General features: G+C 73.6%; 17 protein-coding genes. 3 read left to right on the forward strand and 14 right to left on the reverse strand.

The window, feature by feature from the left end:
• Nucleotides 1-18: 18 nt before the first annotated feature.
• On the reverse strand, nt 19-417 hold the full coding sequence (locus ACZ4MO_RS06990; protein WP_061266859.1) for a YccF domain-containing protein: 399 nt from the start codon (nt 415-417) through the stop codon (nt 19-21).
• A gap of 108 nt (nt 418-525) precedes the next feature.
• Here ACZ4MO_RS06990 and ACZ4MO_RS06995 point away from each other — a divergent pair, with 108 nt between their 5' ends.
• On the forward strand, nt 526-1,296 hold the full coding sequence (locus ACZ4MO_RS06995) for a YggS family pyridoxal phosphate-dependent enzyme (protein ID WP_175008261.1): 771 nt from the start codon (nt 526-528) through the stop codon (nt 1,294-1,296).
• 102 nt (nt 1,297-1,398) lie between these two features.
• Here the strand turns inward: ACZ4MO_RS06995 and murQ are convergent, their stop codons facing one another.
• The 8 genes from murQ to cimA form a co-directional block, all read right to left on the reverse strand.
• Nucleotides 1,399-2,367 (reverse strand): N-acetylmuramic acid 6-phosphate etherase, encoded by a 969-nt coding sequence (gene murQ / locus ACZ4MO_RS07000; RefSeq protein ID WP_175008260.1) that lies wholly within the window; start codon nt 2,365-2,367, stop codon nt 1,399-1,401.
• Nucleotides 2,364-3,662: an anhydro-N-acetylmuramic acid kinase gene (locus ACZ4MO_RS07005; protein ID WP_175008259.1), complete on the reverse strand. Its 1,299-nt coding sequence runs from the start codon at nt 3,660-3,662 to the stop codon at nt 2,364-2,366. The genes murQ and ACZ4MO_RS07005 overlap by 4 nt, the downstream gene beginning before the upstream one ends.
• The gene (locus tag ACZ4MO_RS07010) at nt 3,659-5,359 is read right to left on the reverse strand and encodes a glycoside hydrolase family 3 N-terminal domain-containing protein (protein WP_499278659.1); all 1,701 of its coding nucleotides are present in this window, start codon (nt 5,357-5,359) and stop codon (nt 3,659-3,661) included. The genes ACZ4MO_RS07005 and ACZ4MO_RS07010 overlap by 4 nt, the downstream gene beginning before the upstream one ends.
• A gap of 5 nt (nt 5,360-5,364) precedes the next feature.
• Entirely contained in the window at nt 5,365-6,258 is an 894-nt protein-coding gene (locus tag ACZ4MO_RS07015) for a carbohydrate ABC transporter permease (RefSeq protein ID WP_499278660.1), read from the reverse strand.
• Nucleotides 6,255-7,259, reverse strand: coding sequence for an ABC transporter permease subunit (locus ACZ4MO_RS07020; protein ID WP_175008257.1), 1,005 nt, complete (start codon nt 7,257-7,259; stop codon nt 6,255-6,257). Before ACZ4MO_RS07020 ends, ACZ4MO_RS07015 begins: the two co-directional genes overlap by 4 nt.
• 112 nt (nt 7,260-7,371) lie before the next feature.
• On the reverse strand, nt 7,372-8,679 hold the full coding sequence (locus ACZ4MO_RS07025) for a sugar ABC transporter substrate-binding protein (protein WP_034654404.1): 1,308 nt from the start codon (nt 8,677-8,679) through the stop codon (nt 7,372-7,374).
• 301 nt (nt 8,680-8,980) lie between these two features.
• Nucleotides 8,981-10,030, reverse strand: coding sequence for a lipoate-protein ligase LplAB (gene lplAB / locus ACZ4MO_RS07030; RefSeq protein ID WP_175008256.1), 1,050 nt, complete (start codon nt 10,028-10,030; stop codon nt 8,981-8,983).
• Between the two features lie 36 nt (nt 10,031-10,066).
• Nucleotides 10,067-11,725: a citramalate synthase gene (gene cimA, locus ACZ4MO_RS07035; RefSeq protein ID WP_061266866.1), complete on the reverse strand. Its 1,659-nt coding sequence runs from the start codon at nt 11,723-11,725 to the stop codon at nt 10,067-10,069.
• A gap of 335 nt (nt 11,726-12,060) precedes the next feature.
• Between cimA and ACZ4MO_RS07040 the strand changes: the two genes are divergently transcribed.
• Nucleotides 12,061-12,654, forward strand: a complete 594-nt coding sequence (locus ACZ4MO_RS07040; protein WP_051028087.1) for a hypothetical protein — start codon at nt 12,061-12,063, stop codon at nt 12,652-12,654.
• A gap of 94 nt (nt 12,655-12,748) precedes the next feature.
• On the opposite strand, the gene ACZ4MO_RS07045 is transcribed toward ACZ4MO_RS07040, so the two are convergent.
• Both ACZ4MO_RS07045 and ACZ4MO_RS07050 read right to left on the reverse strand, forming a co-directional pair.
• Nucleotides 12,749-13,882, reverse strand: coding sequence for a branched-chain amino acid aminotransferase (locus ACZ4MO_RS07045; protein WP_175008255.1), 1,134 nt, complete (start codon nt 13,880-13,882; stop codon nt 12,749-12,751).
• 207 nt (nt 13,883-14,089) lie between these two features.
• Nucleotides 14,090-15,133 carry a 3-isopropylmalate dehydrogenase gene (locus tag ACZ4MO_RS07050; RefSeq protein ID WP_175008254.1) on the reverse strand — a complete coding sequence of 348 codons (1,044 nt, stop codon included), beginning with the start codon at nt 15,131-15,133 and terminating at the stop codon, nt 14,090-14,092.
• Nucleotides 15,134-15,267: 134 nt separating this feature from the next.
• Between ACZ4MO_RS07050 and ACZ4MO_RS07055 the strand changes: the two genes are divergently transcribed.
• Nucleotides 15,268-16,488, forward strand: coding sequence for an ROK family protein (locus tag ACZ4MO_RS07055; protein ID WP_175008253.1), 1,221 nt, complete (start codon nt 15,268-15,270; stop codon nt 16,486-16,488).
• A 73-nt stretch (nt 16,489-16,561) separates the two neighbouring features.
• On the opposite strand, the gene ACZ4MO_RS07060 is transcribed toward ACZ4MO_RS07055, so the two are convergent.
• The 3 genes from ACZ4MO_RS07060 to ilvN all read right to left on the reverse strand — a co-directional run bounded on the left by ACZ4MO_RS07060 (nt 16,562) and on the right by ilvN (nt 19,029).
• The gene (locus tag ACZ4MO_RS07060) at nt 16,562-17,101 is read right to left on the reverse strand and encodes an ASCH domain-containing protein (RefSeq protein ID WP_175008252.1); all 540 of its coding nucleotides are present in this window, start codon (nt 17,099-17,101) and stop codon (nt 16,562-16,564) included.
• 263 nt (nt 17,102-17,364) lie between these two features.
• Nucleotides 17,365-18,393 carry a ketol-acid reductoisomerase gene (gene ilvC, locus ACZ4MO_RS07065; protein ID WP_499278674.1) on the reverse strand — a complete coding sequence of 343 codons (1,029 nt, stop codon included), beginning with the start codon at nt 18,391-18,393 and terminating at the stop codon, nt 17,365-17,367.
• Nucleotides 18,394-18,504: 111 nt separating this feature from the next.
• On the reverse strand, nt 18,505-19,029 hold the full coding sequence (gene ilvN / locus ACZ4MO_RS07070; RefSeq protein WP_175008250.1) for an acetolactate synthase small subunit: 525 nt from the start codon (nt 19,027-19,029) through the stop codon (nt 18,505-18,507).
• Nucleotides 19,030-19,031 lie beyond the last annotated feature (2 nt).

Consider the following 19,031-nt stretch of genomic DNA (forward strand, 5'->3'; position numbering starts at 1 on the left):
CGCGACCCCGCGCCGACCTCAGCGCTGGTAGAAGGTGTACCGCGCGTCGGTCGGGACGATGTCCTTGCCGAGCGGCAGGAGCGAGACCGGGATCATCTTGAGGTTGGCGATCCCGAGCGGGATGCCGATGATCGACACGAACAGCGGGATCGCAGTGACGACGTGCCCGATCGCGAGCCAGATCCCCGCGACGAGCACCCAGATGACGTTCCCGATCGTCGACCAGGCGCCCGCCGTCGGCTTGTCGACCACCGTGCGGCCGAACGGCCACAGCGCATAGCCCGCGATGCGGAACGACGCGATGCCGAACGGGATCGTCACGATCAGGATGCAGCAGATGACCCCCGCCACGACGTAGCCCAGCGCGAGCCACAGCCCGGCGAACACGAGCCAGATGATGTTGAGCAGCGTCTTCACGGCACCGTCCTTTCCCCACCATTCTCGCCGATCGGGCGGCCGTGCGGATCGGGGACCACCCTGAGACGACCCGGATCCCGGACCGTGCGGCCGACCTAGACTGGCCGCATGCCCCTCGCCGAGCCGTCGTCCGTGCTGCCCGCGCAGATCGCGCAGAACCTCGCCCGGGTGCGGACCCGGGTGGACCACGCCGCGCGCGCGGCCGGGCGTGCGGCGTCGGACGTGCGGCTGCTCGTGGCGACGAAGACCCAGACCGCCGACGCGGTGCGGGCGGTGGTCGAGGCGGGCGCGGACCTCATCGGCGAGAACCGCGTCCAGGAGCTCGTGGCGAAGGCGCCCGACCTGGCCGACCTCGTCGCCGCGGGTCGGGTCGAGGTCCACATGATCGGCCACCTCCAGCGCAACAAGGTCAACCAGGTCCTCGCCACCGCGACCGGCGTCGAGAGCGTGGACTCGCTCGCGCTCGCCGAGTCGCTCGCGGCGCGCTGCGCGCGGGACGGCCGCGTGCTCGACGTCCTGGTCCAGGTCAACGTCTCGGGCGAGGAGTCGAAGTCGGGCGTGCGGCCCGACGACGCGCCCGCCCTCGCGACGGCGGTCGCCGCGCTCGACGGGCTGCGCCTCGCGGGCTTCATGACGATCGGCGCGAACTCGCCCGACGAGGCCGTGGTGCGCGCGGGCTTCGCGCGCCTGCGCGCGGTGCGCGACGCCGTCGTGGGCTCGGGCGCACCCGGGACCGCGGACGCCCGTGCGCTGTCCATGGGTATGAGCGGCGACCTGGAGCTCGCGGTCGCGGAGGGCGCGACGATCGTCCGCGTCGGCACCGCCGTCTTCGGCCCCCGCCCCACCCCGCCGAGGGAGAGCCCCGGTCAGCCGAGGTAGAGCCCCGGTAGCCCGAGGCAGAGGCCTGGTAGGGCGAGGTCGAGGCCTGGTCCCGACCACGGCTCTACCTCGTGGTACCTGGCCTCTCCCTCGCCGGGGTCGTCAGCGCGCGGGGAGGGCGCCCAGGCGCGCGAGCGCGCCGCGGACGCCGGCCACGCCGTCGCCGGCCAGGGCGTCGCGAGCGGCGTCGGCCTCGACGCCCGCGAGGAGCATGACGAGCGCGACGTGCACCTCGCCGTCGGCCGCGCGCAGCACGCCCTCGCACTCCTCCGCGCGCAGGCCCGTCGCCTGGACGAGTATCCGGACGATGCGGGCGCGCAGCTTCTGGTTCGTCGGGCGCACGTCGATCATGAGGTTCGAGTACGTCTTGCCCAGGCGGATCATCGCCGCGGTCGAGAACGTGTTGAGCACGAGCTTCTGGGCGGTCGCCGCCTTCATGCGCGTGGAGCCCGTGACGACCTCGGGACCCGTGTCGACGAGGATCGCGACGTCCACCCCCGCGGCGAGCGGGGCGTGGGGGTTGGCCGAGACGAGCACGGTGCGCGCGCCGCGCTCGCGCGCGAGGTCGAGCGCGCCGCGCACGTACGGGGTGCGACCGCTCGCGGCGAGGCCCACGACGACGTCGCGCGGCCCGACCGCGTCGACGTCGGACCGCCCGAGCGCCACGTCGTCCTCCGCGCCCTCGACGGCCACCATCATCGCGCCCACGCCGCCGGCGAGGTGCGCGACGAACCACTCCTCGCCCACCCCGTACGTCGGCAGGAGCTCCACGGCGTCGAGCACGCCGAGGCGCCCCGACGTCCCCGACCCCACGTAGTGCACCCGGCCCCCGCTGCGCAGCGCCTCGACCGCGAGGTCCACGGCCTCGGCGATGCGGTCCCGCTGGGCCCGCACGGCGTCCGCGACCCCGGCGTCCTCCTCGGTGATGAGCCGCACGACGTCCGCGGTGGGGAGCAGGTCCACGTCGGCGGTGCGCGGGTTGCGCTCCTCGGTCGGCGAGGCGAGGCGGACGAGCTCCTGCCACTCGTCGGGGCTCGAGGCGGTGCTCGTGGCGACGGTCGGGTCGGTCATCGGGAGGTTCCCTTCGTCGGGTCCGGCAGCGGACCCTGGGTGCGCGGGCCCGGGTGCAGGCCGTGCGGGGTGTTGGCGAGCGCCAGACGGCGCACCGGGCCGCTCGCCGCGGGCCACGGCAGCGGCGTGGGCGGCGTGAGCGAGCCGAGGACGACCGCGCGGCGCGCCCCGGTCGCCCGACGGCGGTGCTCGCCGGCGGCGGTGCCCGGCAGCCCGTGGGCCGACAGGAAGCCGAGGAGCGCGAAGAGGTACGCCTCCTTCGCGTCGACGGGCAGGCCGAGCGCCTCGGACGTCACGACGTCGCACGCGTGCGGCACGCGCTCGGCGAGCGCCGCACGCAGCCGGTCGAGGAGCACGGGGTTGCGCGCTCCCCCGCCGGACGCGACGACGCGGCGCACGTCGCGGCCCGCGAGCGCGTCGGCGACGCTGACCGCGGTGAGCTCGGTGAGCGTCGCGACGAGGTCGGGGCCCGTCAGCCCCGGGCGCACGGACGCGAGCCGGCGGGCCGTGTACGTCGTGTCGAAGAGCTCGCGGCCCGTCGACTTCGGGGCGGGCGCGGCGAAGTACGGGTCGTCGAGCAGCGCGGCGAGCGCCACCGGGTCGACCGTGCCCTGCGCGGCGAGCTCGCCGTCCCTGTCGTACGCGAAACGGCCGTCGGTGAGGGCCGCGACCGCGACGTCGAGCAGGCAGTTGCCGGGGCCCGTGTCCCAGCCGGTGACCGGGTCGTCGACGCGCCCCACGAGGGACACGTTCGCGATCCCGCCGATGTTGAGGGCCGCGGTGAGCCCGGTGCCCGCGCCGTCGGCGCCGGTGTCCTCACGCCCGAGCCAGAGCGCGTCGAGCACGCTGACGAGCGGCGCGCCGTGGCCGCCGGCCGCGACGTCGGCGACGCGGAAGTCGCTGATGACCGGGCGCTTGACGTGCTCGGCGACCCACGCGGCGTTGCCGAGCTGGAGCGTCCCGCGGGCCCGCGCCCCGACGACCCAGTGGTAGATCGTCTGGCCGTGGGACGCGACGAGGTCGACGTCGCCGCCGGCGACGTCGTCGATCGCGCGCCGGCCGGCGCGGCCGAGCTCCTGCCCGATGAGGGTGTCGAGCTGGGCCACCTCGGCCACGTCGACCGCGGCGGGCGGCAACGCCTTGAGGATGCGCTCGCGCAGGGCCCGCGGCCACGCGTACTCCGTGTGGCCGAGGGGCCGCATGCGCAGCACGCCGTCGTCGCCGAGCGTGAGGTCGGCCGCGGCCGCGTCGATCGCGTCGACCGACGTGCCGGAGGACAGTCCCAGGACGATCATCGCTCCCCCTCCCCTGCCGCGCCGACGGGCACGTCGTCGCGAGATGTCCCCGCCTCGGTGCCCGCGGCCGCGCCGGTCCCCCGCAGGAGCGCGACGGCGGCGCGCGCGTTGGCGCGCCCCGTCCCGCACGTGACCACGACCGTGCGGTCCGCGCCGAACCACGCGTCGACGGCGCCGGGGAACCCGGTGTGCACGACCGCGGCGTCCGGCCGCGCGGCGAGCAGCTCGGTGAGCCGCTCGTGCTCGCCCGAGCCGGGGACCGGCTCGCGCGTGAGGACGACGAGCGGGCGATCGCCCGCGCGCACGGCGTCGAGCGTGCGCGCCCACGCCGCGGCGTCGGCCGGGCGCAGGTGCCGCACGTCGGGCCCGAACGCGTCGTCGAGCGCGCGCTGGACGTGCTGCGCGGTGCGGCCCGCGGCGTGGTCGAACCGCAGGCGCAGGTCGACGACGTCGGGCGCCACGGTCACGGGCGGATCCTGCGGCGCGGGGCCGGCGAACCGGACGGCGCGCGCCGCGACGCGGGCGCCCACCCGGTCGAGGGCGTCGAGCGCGGCGTGCGCGGACTCCGGCGAGGGGACGACGCCGCTCGCCGCCTGGCGCGCGCGGACCGCGGCGAGGGTGCGCGCCGTGCGTGCGGCGGACGCGTGCAGGCGCTCGACCGCGACGCGACCGGACGCGACGGCGTCCACGAGCGCGCGCTGCGCCTGGCGGAACAGGACCTCGTCGTCGCGCCCGACGGTCGTGCCGAGGCACAGCAGGTCGGCGCCCGCCTCGACCGCGCGGACCGCGACCTCGCCGATGCCGTGCGGCGCCGTGTCGTCGCCGACGGCGCGGGACGGGGCGCCGGACGCCGCGAACGTCGCGACCGCACCCATGTCCAGCGCGTCGGTGACGATCGGGCCGTCGAACCCGAGCTCGCGCACGAGCGCGCCGACGGCGGGCTCGAGCGTCGCGGGCAGCGGGCCGAGCGCGGGGACGACGACGTGCGCCGTCATCACGGCGTCGAGCAGCGCGTCGTCGGACCCGTCGCCCGGGGCGATGGTCGCGACGAACGGCGGCAGGTCGCGCGCGCGGAGCTCGTCGAGGCTCGCGTCCACGACCGGGAGCGCGAGGTGCGAGTCGACGTTCGTCGCACCGTGGCCCGGGAAGTGCTTGCCGCACGCGCCTGCGCCGCCGGTGTGCAGGCCGCGGACGAACGCCGCGCCGTGGCGGGCGACGAGCGCGGGGTCCGCGCCGAACGAGCGCACGCCGATCACGGGGTTGTCGGGGTCGGAGTTCACGTCGAGGTCGGGCGCGAGGTCGAGGTCGACGCCCGTCGCGGTGAGCAGGCGGCCGAGCGCGGCGCCCACCTCCTCGGTGACCGCGACGTCGTCGACCAGCCCGAGCGCCGCGTTGCCGGGCAGGCTCGACCCGGTCGCCGCCTCCAGCCGCGAGACGTCCCCGCCCTCCTCGTCGACCGCGACGAGCAGGTCGGGCGACGCGCCGCGCAGGCGCGCGGTCAGCCGGGCGGTGGTCGCGACGTCGGGCGTGTTGTGCCCGAACAGCACGACCCCGGCCAGGCCGTCGCGGGCCGCGTCGACGAGCCACGTCGGCAGGTCGTCGGTGCCGGTGAACCCGGGCAGGAGCACGCCGTTCACGGCGCGCACGACGTCGACGGCGCGCTCCGCCGCGCCCGAGCCTGCGGTCGGGGGCGTCACGGCGCTCATCCCTTCACCGACCCGGCGGTGAGGCCCGACGACAGGTTGCGCTGCACCAGGACGAAGAACACGAGCACGGGCAGCGTGATGATCGTCGACGCGGCCATGACGGCGCCCCAGTCGGTCGTGTTCTCGCCGAAGAACTTCTGCAGCCCGATCGGCACGGTGTACTTGCTCGACTGCTGGAGGAACGTCAGCGCGAAGATGAACTCGTTCCACGCGGTGATGAAGGAGAAGACGCTCGTCGCGACGACCCCGGGCGCGACGAGCGGCACCAGGACCTTCCAGAACATGCGCCCCCACGACGCGCCGTCGAGGAACGCCGCCTCCTCCAGCTCGACCGGCACCGCGGCGACGAAGCCGCGCAGCGTCCAGATCGCGAAGGGCAGCGCGAACGCGAGGTACACGACCGCCAGGCCCAGGAGCGAGTTGAGCATGTTGAGGTTGCGCATCTGGATGAACAGCGGGATGACGAGCGCCTCGAGCGGCACCATCTGCACCATGAGGATGAGCACGAGCATCGACTTGCGGAACCGGAAGCGGAACCGGCTCACCGCGACGGCGGCGAGCAGCGCCACGACCGACGACGCGAGCACCGTGCCGAGCGCGACGAGCACCGAGTTGCGCAGGTAGTGGCCGAACCCGCCGTCGTCGATCACGGTGACGAAGTTGTCCCACGTGACGCCGGCGGGCAGGAGCCGGGCGCCGCGCGTCGCGGCCTCCGGGTCGATCGCCGAGGAGAACATCCAGTAGGCGGGGAAGAGCGAGAAGGCCAGGAGGGCGACGATCCCCACCGTCTTGGCCGCCGCCACGCCGGGACGACGGCGGCGGGCGCGCAGCACCCGCTCGGTGCGGGCGCCGGGCCCGGGGGTGGCGCGGGTGTCGACGGCGGCGCTCACAGCTCCTCCTCCTTGAACAGGGTGCGCATGTAGACGAGCGTGATGCCGAGCAGGATGAGCGTGAGCAGGACCGCGATGGCCGCGCCCATGCCGTACTTGCCCTGCGCGAACGACTGGATGTACGACCACACGCCGAGGTTGAAGACGCCCTTGTTCCCGCCGTTGCCGCCGGGCATGAGGTAGATCTGCGTGAAGACCTTGAAGTCCCAGATGGTCGACAGGATCGTCACGACCGCGAACACGGGGCGCAGGATGGGCGCGGTGATGGCCCAGAACCGGCGCCACGCCGTCGCGCCGTCGACCTTGGCGGCCTCGTGCAGCTCGTGCGGGATCGTCATGAGACCCGCGAGCACCGTGATCGCGACGAACGGGAACCCGTGGTGCACGACGTTGAGCGTCGCGATCGCGTAGAACGACAGGCGCTCCGTGAACCAGTTGACGGTGCCGGGCTCGATCGCGCCCACGCCCTCGAGCACCGAGGCGACGAGGCCGTTCAGCGGGTCGAAGATCCACACCCACACGTACGTGCCCGTGATCGCCGGGACCGCCCAGGCGACCATGATTGCCGTCGCACCGACGCCCCGCCAGAAGCCGCCGAGCGTGTTGAGGAACAGCGCGACCGCGGTCCCGAGCGCGACCGTGAGCACGACGCACGCGAGGGCGAACAGCACGGTGTTGGGCAGGACCGTCGTCCACAGGTAGCTGTCGCCGAGCAGGTCGGCGTAGTTCTGGAGCCCGATCCAGTTGGACTCGCCGCTCGCGATCTGCCGCAGGCCGTAGTCCTGCAGCGAGAGCAGCACGACGCGCACGAGCGGCCACAGGAGCAGGACGCCGAGGACGACGAGTCCCGGGGCCAGCAGCAGCCAGGGGCGCAGCGGGGAACGGTGGCCGAGGCCCGTGCGGCGCCGGCGCCCGGCGGTCGGCGCGGTACTCGACGGCGGCCGGTCGGCCGGGGCGGCCGGGGCCGGCGAGGCGCCGGGCGCGGCTCGAAGGTCTGCCATGGGAGAGGTCCTGTCGCGGGGTGCGGGTCGTGGTGCGGGCGCCGACGGTCGGGGCGCCGGCGGAGGGCGGCGTCCGGCCGCGGGCGTGCTGCCCGCGGCCGGACGCGTCAGGTCAGGAACCGAACGTCTCGTCCATGTCGGCGGCCGCGGTGTCGGCGGCCTCCTGGACGGTCGCGCTGCCCGACAGGACGGACTGGAGCATCGTCTCCAGCGTCTTCTTGCCCTGGATCTGGCCGTAGAGCGGCGTGACCGGGACCGAGCGGCCGGCCTCCACCATCTGCTGGGCGAACGGCGCGACGATCGGGTCGTCCTCCTCGATGACCTTCTCGAGCAGCGACGTCTGGCCCGGGAAGTAGCCGGACTGCTCGCCCCACGCCTGCGCGAACTCGCCGGTCGTCATCATCTCGACGAACTTCCACGCGAGGTCCTGCTTCTCGCTGGCCTCGAAGACGCCGAGGTGCGAGCCGCCGAGGAACGAGTCGGACAGGCCCTCGGTCTGGCCGGGGATGGGGAAGGCGCCGATCTTGCCCTCCATGTCCGGGACGTCGGCGAGGATCTTGCCGGGGGTCCAGCTGCCGGAGATCATCATGCCGACCTGGCCCTGCTCGAACGCGGCGAGGAGGTCCGTCTCCTTCCACGTCGTCGCGGCGGCCGTCGAGAAGCCGTGCTCGGTCGCGAGACCGGTGTAGAACTCGAGGCCCTCGACCGACTCCGGCGAGCTGATCTCCGACGTCCAGGTGTCGCCGTCCTTCACCGCGAGGTCACCGCCCGCGCCCCAGACGAACGGCATCGCGCCGTACTGGCTGTCGCCCGCGACGGGGAACGGGATGATCTCCGGGTTCGCCGCCTTGAGCGCGTCCGCCGCGGCGACGAGCTCGTCCCACGACGTCGGGGTCTCGATGCCGGCGGCCTCGAAGAGGTCGGCGCGGTAGACGACCGAGCGCACGCCCGCGTACCACGGCATGCCGTAGACGCCGCCGTCGAGGGTCGCGGACTCGACGAGCCCCGGGACGAGGTCGTCCTCGAGGCCGGCGTCCGCGATGCGGTCCGAGAGGTCGGCGAGCGCGCCGACGTCGGCGAACTCGCCCGTCCAGGTGGTGCCCACCTCGGCGACGTCCGGCGTCGTGCCGCCGGCGATGGCGGTCGTGAACTTGTCGTGGGCGCTGGCCCACGGCTGGAACTCGATCTGGAGGTCGGCGCCCGTCTCGTCCTTGAACGCGGTCGTCACCTCGTCGAAGAACGCGTCCGCGTCGGGGTTGGTGCCCTCCATGATCCAGACGGTGAGGGTCTCGCCCGAGAAGTCGGTCGCGTCGTCGCCACCGGTCCCCTCGGAGCCGGACCCGCCGCCGGAGCTGCACGCGGCCAGGCCGAGCGCGAGGACGAGGGTGCCCGTGACGGCCACCGTGCTGCGTCGCTGCATGCCGTGACACTTCCTTTCTGGTCGGCCGTCGGGGGAACGGCCGGGTCGTGTGTCCTGACGGTCCCGCGCGGCCGGTCGGCTCCCGCGGTGTGAAACTTACTTCCATCAGTGGACGTATGCGTGAAGATTACTGCCACGCGTGCGCGAACGGAAGCCACGGCGGCAGATGTTGCACGTTCTTAACAATCGCCGGGGCGGTGCCCGGCTCGGGGCGACCGCTCAGGCCGGGCGGCCGGGCCTGCAGGCGGGCGTCATCCTCAGGCGCCGGCCACGCAGGGCCCCAGGCTCGGCCCCGCCCGCGTCACGGGACGCGCGCGGTCCACTCCGGCGTCGAGAACTTCGTCCGCGCGAGCTCCTGCGCGCGCTCGCGCTCCTCGGGGGTGACGGCACCCTCGACCGTGCGGTACCGCGAGCGGAAGTGCTCCTTGAACGCCTCGATGACGTCCTCGCGCGCCATGCCCGTCTGCGAGCGCACCGGGTCGACGCGCTTGTTGGCGCTCGTCGTCCCCTTGTCCGAGAGCTTCTCGCGCCCGATGCGCAGCACCTCGGTCATCTTGTCGGCGTCGATGTCGTACGCCATGGTCACGTGGTGGAGCACCGCTCCCCCGCGCAGCCGCTTCTGGGCCGCGCCCGCGATCTTGCCGGCCGGCGACGCGATGTCGTTGAGCGGCTTGTACGCCGCCTCCACGCCGAGGTCGGCGAGAGCGCCCAGCACCCAGTCGTCGAGGAACGCGTACGAGCGCTCGAAGCTGAGCCCCTCGACGAGCGACCCCGGCACGTACAGCGAGTAGGTGATCGTGTTGCCGGGCTCGACGAACATCGCGCCTCCGCCGGAGATGCGCCGCACGACCGTCACCCCGTGCCGTTCGGCACCCTCCGGGTCGACCTCGTTGCGCAGCGACTGGAACGAGCCGATGATCACCGCGGCCGACGCCCACTCCCAGATCCGCAGCGTGGGGCCGCGACGGCCCTCGTCGAGCTCCTCCGTGAGCACCTGGTCGAGCGCCAGGTGCATCGCCGGCTCCTCGGGCCCCTCGTGCAGGACCTCGAACGTGTGGTCGCCCCAGCCCGTCGCGTGGCCGAGCGCCCGGCGCACCGCGATCGCGACCGCCTCGGGCGAGAACCCGACCATCGTCACGTCGGGGCCCAGCGCCGCCTGGACGGCGCTCGCGAGCTGCGCGACCGTCGCCGTCTCCGGCATGCCCGTCAGGGCGCCGTCGATGTCCTCGAGCGCGTCGTCCGGCTCGAGGAAGAAGTCGCCGCTGACCGCGACCCGGGCGAGCCGCCCGGCCTCCACCTCGACGTCGACCGCCACGAGCTTGCCACCGGGGACCTTGTACTCACCACGCACGCGTCCACCCTAAGCCCGACGGCCCGCACCTCCGGCTCAGCGCGGCTCGACGCCCGCGTGGACGAGCCCGTAGATCGCGGAGTCGGTGAGCGCCTCCCACGCCGCCTCGATGAGGTTCGGCCCGACGCCGACCGTCGACCACGACGTCGAGCCGTCGGTCGTCTCGATGAGGACGCGCGTGACCGCGTCCGTGCCCTGCTCGGTGTCGAGGATGCGCACCTTGAAGTCGATGAGCTCGAACGCCTCGATCTCGGGATAGACGCGCCCGAGCGCGAGCCGCAGCGCGTGGTCGAGCGCGTTGACGGGGCCGTTGCCCTCGCCCGTGGAGACGATGCGCTCACCCCCGGCGTGGAGCTTGACGGTCGCCTCCGCCGTCGCCTCGGTGCCGCGCGACCCCGCGCGCTCGACGATCGTGCGCCAGCTCTCGACCCGGAAGTACGGCGGCCGCTCCCCCGCGATCTCCTCGCGCAGCAGCAGCTCGAACGACGCGTCGGCCGCCTCGTACGTGTAGCCGCGCGCCTCGTCGTCCTTCACGCGGTTCGTCACGCGGGTGAGGAGGTCGCCCTGGCCCGACAGGTCGAACCCGAGCTCGCGACCCTTGAGCTCGATCGACGCCCGTCCCGCCATGTCCGAGACGAGCATGCGGATGTCGTTGCCGACCGCCGTCGGGTCGATGTGCTGGTACAGGTCGGGGTCCACCTTGATGGCGCTCGCGTGCAGGCCGGCCTTGTGCGCGAACGCGCTCGCCCCGACGTACGGCTGGCGCGCGTACGGGGAGATGTTCGTGATCTCGCTGATCGCGTGCGAGATGCGCGTCGCCTCCTCCAGGCCCTCGCCCGTGAGCGTGCGCACCCCGTGCTTGAGCTCGAGGTTCGCCACGACCGTGAGCAGGTCGACGTTGCCCGTGCGCTCCCCGTACCCGTTCACCGTGCCCTGGACGTGCGCGGCGCCCGCCTCGACGGCGGCGAGCGTGTTCGCGACGGCGCAGCCCGAGTCGTTGTGCGCGTGCATCCCGAGCAACGCGTCCCCCGGCAGCGCGTCGCGTCCGTGCGGGAGCCCGACGGCGTCGCGCAGCTCCGCCACGGTCTCGGCGACCCACGTGGGGAGCATGCCGCCGTTGGTGTCGCACAGCGCGACGACCTCGGCGCCGGCCTCGAACGCGGCCTGCACGGCCGCGCGCGTGAACGCGGCGTCGTACCGGTAGCCGTCGAAGAAGTGCTCCGCGTCGACGACGACGCGGCGTCCCTCGCTCACGAGGAAGGACACCGTGTCGGTGATCATGGCGAGGCCCTCGTCGGGCGTCGTGCGCAGCGCGCGCTCGACGTGCCGGACGTCGGACTTCGCGACGAGCGTGACGACCGGCGCCTCGGAGTCGACGAGCGCCCGCACCTGCGGGTCGTCCCACGCGCGCAGCCCGGCCTTGCGCGTCGCGCCGAACGCCGCGAGCACCGCCCGGCGCAGGTCGAGCTCCTTGGCCGCACGGCGGAAGAACTCGGTGTCCTTGGGCACCGCGCCCGGCCAGCCGCCCTCGATGAAGCCGACGCCGAGCTCGTCGAGCAGCGGGGCGATGGCGAGCTTGTCGGCGACGGAGAGGTTCATGCCCTCCTGCTGCGCGCCGTCGCGCAGGGTGGTGTCGTAGACGTGGAAGACCCGGGGCTCGTGGGGGCCGGTCACGGGGGTCGTCGCCGAGGTCATGGTGCCTCTTCCTGCCGTTCGTCGTGTCGCGGGCGTCGCTGCGCCCGCCCCTGCGGTGCGTCTCCCGACGCCGGGCGGGGCCCTCGTGAGGCGGTGGGCCCGGCGTCCGTGCCGCCGGGCGGAGGTGGTGCCCAGCAACAAAAAAACCCCCCGAGGGTGCGGGAGGTCTGCGCGTCCGGTGGGTGCTACCGGGCGCGCTACTCGATAATGAGCTGGGAGACGAGGTGTGTCACAGGGCACATGGTGCCACAGGTTCCGCCAGGATGGACCAGAGCGTCCATCCACTGAGCCGCCCGCCGCTCGTCGGCGCGACGGCGACCGAGCGAGGAGTGACGATGAGCGACCCGACCCCGGGCGGGTACGACCCGCAGAACCCTCCGACGCGGCGCTACGGCCAGCCGCCGGTCCCCCCGCAGTCCCCGCCCCCGGCGATCCGCCCGACGGACCCGCAGGCCCAGTTCCCCGAGCCCCGCACCCCGGTGAGCCCGGCGGACCCGCGCCTCACGGTCGAGGCCGGACGGTTCTGGGCGGGTGCCGCCGCGACCGCGCTCGTCGCCGCCCTCATCGGGCTGCTCGGCGTGATCATCTTCGAGCGCATCTTCGCGATCACCCTCGTCCCGCCGCCCGACCTGTTCGCCACGGGGTCGCGCCAGGCCGCGTGGGCGATCGACGGCGCGATCCTCGCGCTGCTCGCCGCCGGGGTGCTGCACCTGCTCATCCTCAGCACGCCCCGGCCGCGCGCGTTCTTCGGCTGGATCATGGCGCTCGTCGTCGTGGCGATCGCGGTCCTGCCGTTCGCGTGGTCGAGCGACGTCACCGCGGCCGCGCTGTCCGGGCTCATCAACCTGCTCATCGGCGTCGCGGTGTGGTCGCTGCTCGCGGGCGTCGCGGGCCGGACGATCGTGGCGCGGCCCGCGCCCGTCGTCTGACCCGGAGCACCCGGGCCCGCACGGCACCCGGCTGCTGCACGACGACGGGGCGCCCCTCCCGCGGGAGGGGCGCCCCGTCGTCGTGCGGACCGGCTCAGGCGAGCCGGCGCAGCCAGCCGTGGCGGTCGGCGGCCCGACCGGTCTGGATGTCCGTGAGCTCGGTGCGGATCGTCATGGTCAGCGAGCCCGCCTCGCCGGTGCCGATCGTGTGGTCGAAGTCCGAGCCGGCGAGCCGACCGATCGGCGTGATCACGGCGGCCGTGCCGCACGCGAACACCTCCGTCACGGAACCGTCCCGGATCCCGGCGAGGACGTCGGTGAGCGGGATGCGGCGCTCGACGACCTCGTGCCCGCGGTCGGTGAGGAGGCGGATGATCGACGAGCGCGTCACGCCCTCGAGGATCGATCCGCTGAGCTCCGGCGTCTCGACCGAGCCGTCCGCCTTGACGACGAACACGTTCATGCCGCCGAGCTCCTCGAGGTAGGTGCGCGTCGCGGAGTCGAGGAAGCACACCTGCTCGCACCCGTGCTGCTGCGCGACCACCTGCGGGAGCAGGCTCGAGGCGTAGTTGCCGCCGCACTTGGCGTCCCCGGTGCCGCCGGCGCCGGCGCGGCTGTACTCGCGGTCCACCCAGATCGACACGGGCTTCACGCCGCCCGAGAAGTACGGGCCGACGGGCGACGCGATGACGAGGTACTCCGCCTCGAGCGACGGGCGCACGCCGAGGAAGGCCTCGGAGGCGTACATGAACGGGCGCAGGTAGAGGCTCGCCTCCTCGCCCGTCGGGACCCAGTCCGCGTCCGTGCGCACGAGCGCGGTGATCGACCCGACGAAGTCGTCCATCGACAGCGCGGGCAGCGCTAGGCGGTGCGCAGAGCGCGCGAACCGGGCGGCGTTGGCCTCGGGCCGGAACGTCCACACCGAGCCGTCGGCGTGGCGGTACGCCTTCATGCCCTCGAAGATCTCCTGCGCGTAGTGCAGGACGGCGGTCGCCGGGTCGAGGAGGAGCGGTCCGTACTTCTCGATGCGGCGGTCGACCCACCCGTCGGTCGAGTTCCAGCTGATCCGCGCCATGTGGTCCGTGAAGACGGTGCCGAACTTCGGGGCCGCGATGGCGGCCTCCCGCTCGGCGGGCGGGGTCGGGCTGTCCGTGGGGCGGACGTCGAACAGGGCGACGAGGTCCTCCGCCGAGGAGGACGGCTGGTGCTGCGCTGCGAGGGTGCTCATCATGAGGCCTTTCACCTGGCGACCCGGGTGGTCTCCGCCTAGTTTTCCACGCCGGTGCGGCTCGTGCGGGGATCCGCGCGAGGGCACGACGACGCGGGGCGTCACCGGGTCAGAACGGGAGGGATCCGGTCCTGGGGCGATGACGACCGAGGTGCGGGGACTGCGGCGAACCGGTGCCCGGGCCCACCGGGGGCCCGTGACGGCGTGTCAGCCGGCGACGCGAGCGGCGAGCTCGCGGCCCACCTCGGCCGTCGAGCGTACTCGGCTCCCCCGCTCGGCGAGGTCGGCGGCGACGGCCGCCTCGACGCGCTGCGCCTCGTCGCCGAGGCCCAGGTGGTCGAGGAGCAGCGCGACCGACAGCACCGTGGCGGTCGGGTCGGCCTTGCCCTGCCCGGCGATGTCCGGCGCCGAGCCGTGCACGGGCTCGAACATCGACGGCGCGGTGCGGTCCGGGTTGATGTTCGCGGACGCGGCGAGGCCGATCCCGCCCGTGATCGCGGCGGCCTGGTCGGTGAGGATGTCGCCGAACAGGTTGTCGGTGACGATCACGTCGAAGCGCGAGGGCTTCGTCGTGAGGAAGATCGTCGCGGCGTCGACGTGCAGGTAGTCGGTCGTGACGTCGGGGAACTCCGCGTTGACGGCCTCCACCGTGCGGCGCCACAGGTGCCCCGCGTGCACGAGGACGTTGTGCTTGTGCACGAGCGTGAGGTGCTTGCGCGGACGCGCCTGGGCGCGGGCGAACGCGTCGCGCACCACGCGCTCGACGCCGAACGCGGTGTTGAGCGAGACCTCGGTCGCGATCTCGTGCGGCGTGCCGGTGCGCAGCGAGCCGCCGTTGCCGACGTACGGGCCCTCGGTGCCCTCGCGCACGACGACGAAGTCGATCTCGCCCGGGTCGGCGAGCGGGGACGTGACGCCCGGGTACAGCTTGCCCGGGCGCAGGTTGACGTAGTGGTCGAACGCGAAGCGCAGCTTGAGCAGCAGGCCGCGCTCGAGGACGCCCGACGGGACGCTCGGGTCGCCGATCGCGCCCAGGAGGATCGCGTCGTGCCCGCGGATCGCGTCGAGGTCTGCGTCGGTGAGCGTCTCCCCCGTGGCGTGCCAGCGCCGCGCACCCAGGTCGAACGGCGTCGTGGAGACCTTCACGTCCGAGCCGGCCACGGCGGCCTCGAGCACGGCGAGCCCCTGCTCGACGACCTCGGTCCCGATGCCGTCGCCGGCCACGACTGCCAGATCAATGGTGCGCGTCATGCCGGCGAGCCTACGCCGCGCCGCCACGCTTCGGGACGGTGGTCTCACGTCTCGGACGCAAGCGGAGTTGCGTTCCCGGCGCGCAGAGTCCACTATTAGTAAACTTTCCTAAAGCCCGTCGAAGGACCGACCACATGACCGCGCCCGCCACGTCGAGGGTTCCGGGGACCCCCGGACTCCTGCGCACCATCAACGACCGCGCGGCCTTGGAGCTCCTCCTCGACGGAGGACCCCTGACCCGGTCCCAGATCGGCGACCGCACCGGCGTCTCCCGCCCGACCGCCTCCCAGATCGTCGCACGTCTCGAGCAGTCGGGGCTCATCGAGCCCACCGGTTCCGTGCAGGGAGCGCGGGGCCCGCAGGCCACCCAGTACGCCGCCCGGACCGACGTCGTCGTGGGCCTCGCGCTCGACGTCGTCCCCGCCGGCGTGCGCGCCAGCGTCGTCGACGCGCTCGGCCGCACGCTCGGCGAGACGACCGTGGCGGCCGGTCCGGAGCGCTCGGCCGCCGCCGACGTCCTCGCCGCGCGCGACGAGGCCTGCGTCGACGCCGGCATCCCCGTCTCCCGCGTCGCGACCGCGGTCGTCGGCGTGCAGGCCGCCGTCGCGCCGCGCACCGGCGACATCGCCCTCGTCGGCGAGCTTCCCGGCTGGCCGCGCCACGGGCTGCGCACGCACCTCGAGGACGTCCTCGGCATCGACGTCCACGTCGAGAACGACGTCAACCTCGCCGCGATCGCCGAGCGCGACGCCGGCCGCGACGAGGAGAGCTTCGCGCTCCTGTGGCTGGGCGAGGGCATCGGCATGGGCGCGTGGCTCGAGGGCCGCGTGCACCACGGCACCGCGGGGGGCGCCGGCGAGATCGGCTACCTGCCGGTCCCCGCCGCCGGCATCGACGACTCCGTCAACGTGCAGGACCTCGTCGGCGGCCTCCGCCTCGTCGAGCTGTGCGCCCGCGCGGGGGTCCCCGGCATCATCGAGGGCGGCTCCTCCTACGGCGACGCCGTCGCCGCCCTCGCCGCGCACCGCGACAGCACCGCCGTGCACGAGCTCGTCCAGGACCTCGCGCACCGCGTCGCGGTCGTCCTCCAGCCCGTCGTCGCCATCCTCGAGCCCGACGCCGTCGTGCTGGGCGGGCCCACGGGCGTCGCCTGCGGAGCACCGCTCGCCGAGGCGACCGCCGCCGTCCTGCGCGGCACCGACCAGCGGTCGGGAGCGGTCGTCGCGAGCGTCGTCCCCGAGCTCGCCGTGCTGCGCGGCGCGCGCTCCGTCGTCGCGCAGGACGTGCGCACCCTCCTGCTCGCCGCCGCGGGACGACCGGACCACCCGGTCGTCGCGCCCTCCGTCCCGGGGTAGTCCTCTTCACCTACCTCGCGAGCGGTGGCCGGCCGACCGTGGCACGGCCGGCCACCGCTCATCCTCGCCACGCTCAGCGCGGGTAGCGCAGCTCGAACCGCTCGCACACCAACGGCATGTCCGGCGCGAACTCGCGCGACAGCACCCGGCGGAAGTACTTCTCGTGCTCGACGCGCCACGACTCCAACGACCGGTCGTCCTCGCCCTCCGCGTGCGCGAAGTCCGCGTCGACGTCCTCGAACGCGACGATCTCGACCGAGGTGGTGCGGATCAGCGCGCGCGGGTGGCCCGCACCGTCCAGCAGGATGGACAGCTCGCCGACCCGCGGCACCGCCTCGCCCGTCTCCTCGTACTCCCACAGGGCCGACGACGTCGCCGTCTTCTCGCCCGTGAGCACGGCCATGAGCAGGTCGTCCGCCAGGGCCGGGTTGTCCCCGAACGACCACGCCGGGGGCGGGACGCTCTCGGACACCGTGGTCCCCGTGACGACGCCGAGCCGCGCCATGCCCGCGCTGGGCCGGGCCAGCTCCCAGAACGCCAGGATCTCCGCCGCCCGCTCGTCCACCGTCACGTCGTCCGTCACCGGGTCTCCCTCGTCCGTCTCTCGGGTCATGCCCCCATCCTGGCGCACGGGGCCGCGCACCACCCGCACCGCCCGCCCACCGGTCGTCGGCCGGTCACGACGGCGACGACGAACGGCCGGCCAGTCCGGTGGGACGACGAAGGGGTGGGCGACCCCTCGCGCGGAACGCGCGAGTCGGTCACCCACCCCCGGTGTAGCGGAGGAGTCAGCGCGCGGCGCTGCCCTCGGTACCTACGGTCGGGCAGACACCTCCCGCCGACTCCGGCAAGAGCTCCTCCGTCGCCCTGCCTGCGTCAGCGTGCGGCGCTGCCCTCGGTGTAGTCGGCGTCCTGCTGCTTCCACGCGAACAGCGACCGCAGCTCCTTGCCGACCTTCTCGATCGGGTGCTGCGCAGCCTTCTCGCGGAGCTTCGTGAACTCCGGCGCGCCGGCGTCCTGGTCGTCGATGAAGCGCTTCGCGAACGCACCCGACTGGATGTCGGCGAGGACGCCCTGCATGTTCTCCTTGACGCGGGCGTCGATGACGCGCGGGCCGGAGACGTAGTCGCCGTACTCGGCGGTGTCGGAGACGGACCAGCGCTGCTTGGCGATGCCGCCCTCCCACATGAGGTCGACGATGAGCTTGAGCTCGTGCAGCACCTCGAAGTACGCGATCTCCGGCTGGTAGCCGGCCTCGGTCAGCGTCTCGAAGCCGTACTGGACGAGCTGCGACACACCACCGCAGAGCACGGCCTGCTCGCCGAACAGGTCGGTCTCGGTCTCCTCGGTGAACGTCGTCTTGATGACGCCCGCACGCGTGCCGCCGATCGCCTTCGCGTACGACAGCGCGACGTCCCAGGCCTGGCCCGACGCGTCCTTCTCGACGGCGATGATGTCCGGGATGCCACGACCCGCGACGAACTCGCGGCGCACCGTGTGGCCCGGGGCCTTCGGGGCGACGAGGATGACGTCGACGCCCTCGGGGGCCTCGATGTAGCCGAAGCGGATGTTGAACCCGTGCGCGAACGCGAGCGTCTTGCCCGTGGCGAGGTTCGGCTTGATCTCGTCGTTGTAGATCGAGCGCTGGTGCTGGTCCGGCGCGAGGATCATGATCAGGTCGGCCCACGCCGCGGCGTCCGCCACGGACTTGACCTCGAAGCCCTCGTCCTGGGCCTTCGCGACGGACTTGGAGCCCTCGCGCAGGGCGACGACGACCTCGACGCCCGAGTCGCGCAGGTTCTGGGCGTGCGCGTGACCCTGGCTCCCGTAGCCGACGATCGCGACCTTCTTGCTCTGGATGATGGACAGGTCGGCGTCGTCGTCGTAGAACAGCTCAGCCACGATGGATCTCCTCGGTTCTTCGTTGCGGTGCAGGGGTCTGTTGCGGTGTCGCGCGGAACGGCGACCGGTGCGCACCGACGCCCGCAAGGGTCTCGGTGCGAGGGTAGGCGATGGTCAGGCGGAGCGGACGACGCGTTCCAGCGCGCGGTCCGTGATGGAACGGGACCCGCGCCCGACGGCGACGGTCCCCGACTTCACGATCTCGCGCACGCCGTAGGGCTCGAGGGCTCCGAGCAGCGCGTCGAGCTTCTCCCCCGTGCCGGTCGCCTCGATGGTCACGGCGTCGGGCACGACGTCGACCACCTTCGCGCGGAACAGGTTGACGACCTCGAGGACGCCGGTGCGGTGGGCACCGTCGGCGCGGACCTTGACGAGCAGGAGCTCGCGCTGCACCGAGGCGGTCGCGTCGAGCTCGACGATCTTGATGACGTTGACCAGCTTGTTGAGCTGCTTCGTCACCTGCTCGAGCGGGCGCTCCTCGACGTCGACGACCACGGTGATGCGCGAGATCTCCTCGTGCTCCGTGGGGCCGACGGCGAGGGAGTGGATGTTGAAGGCGCGGCGTGCGAACAGGCCCGCGACGCGCGTCAGCACGCCGGGCTTGTTCTCGACGAGCACGGAGAGGGTGTGGCGGGACATGG

This window comes from Sphaerisporangium cinnabarinum (assembly GCF_055567015.1).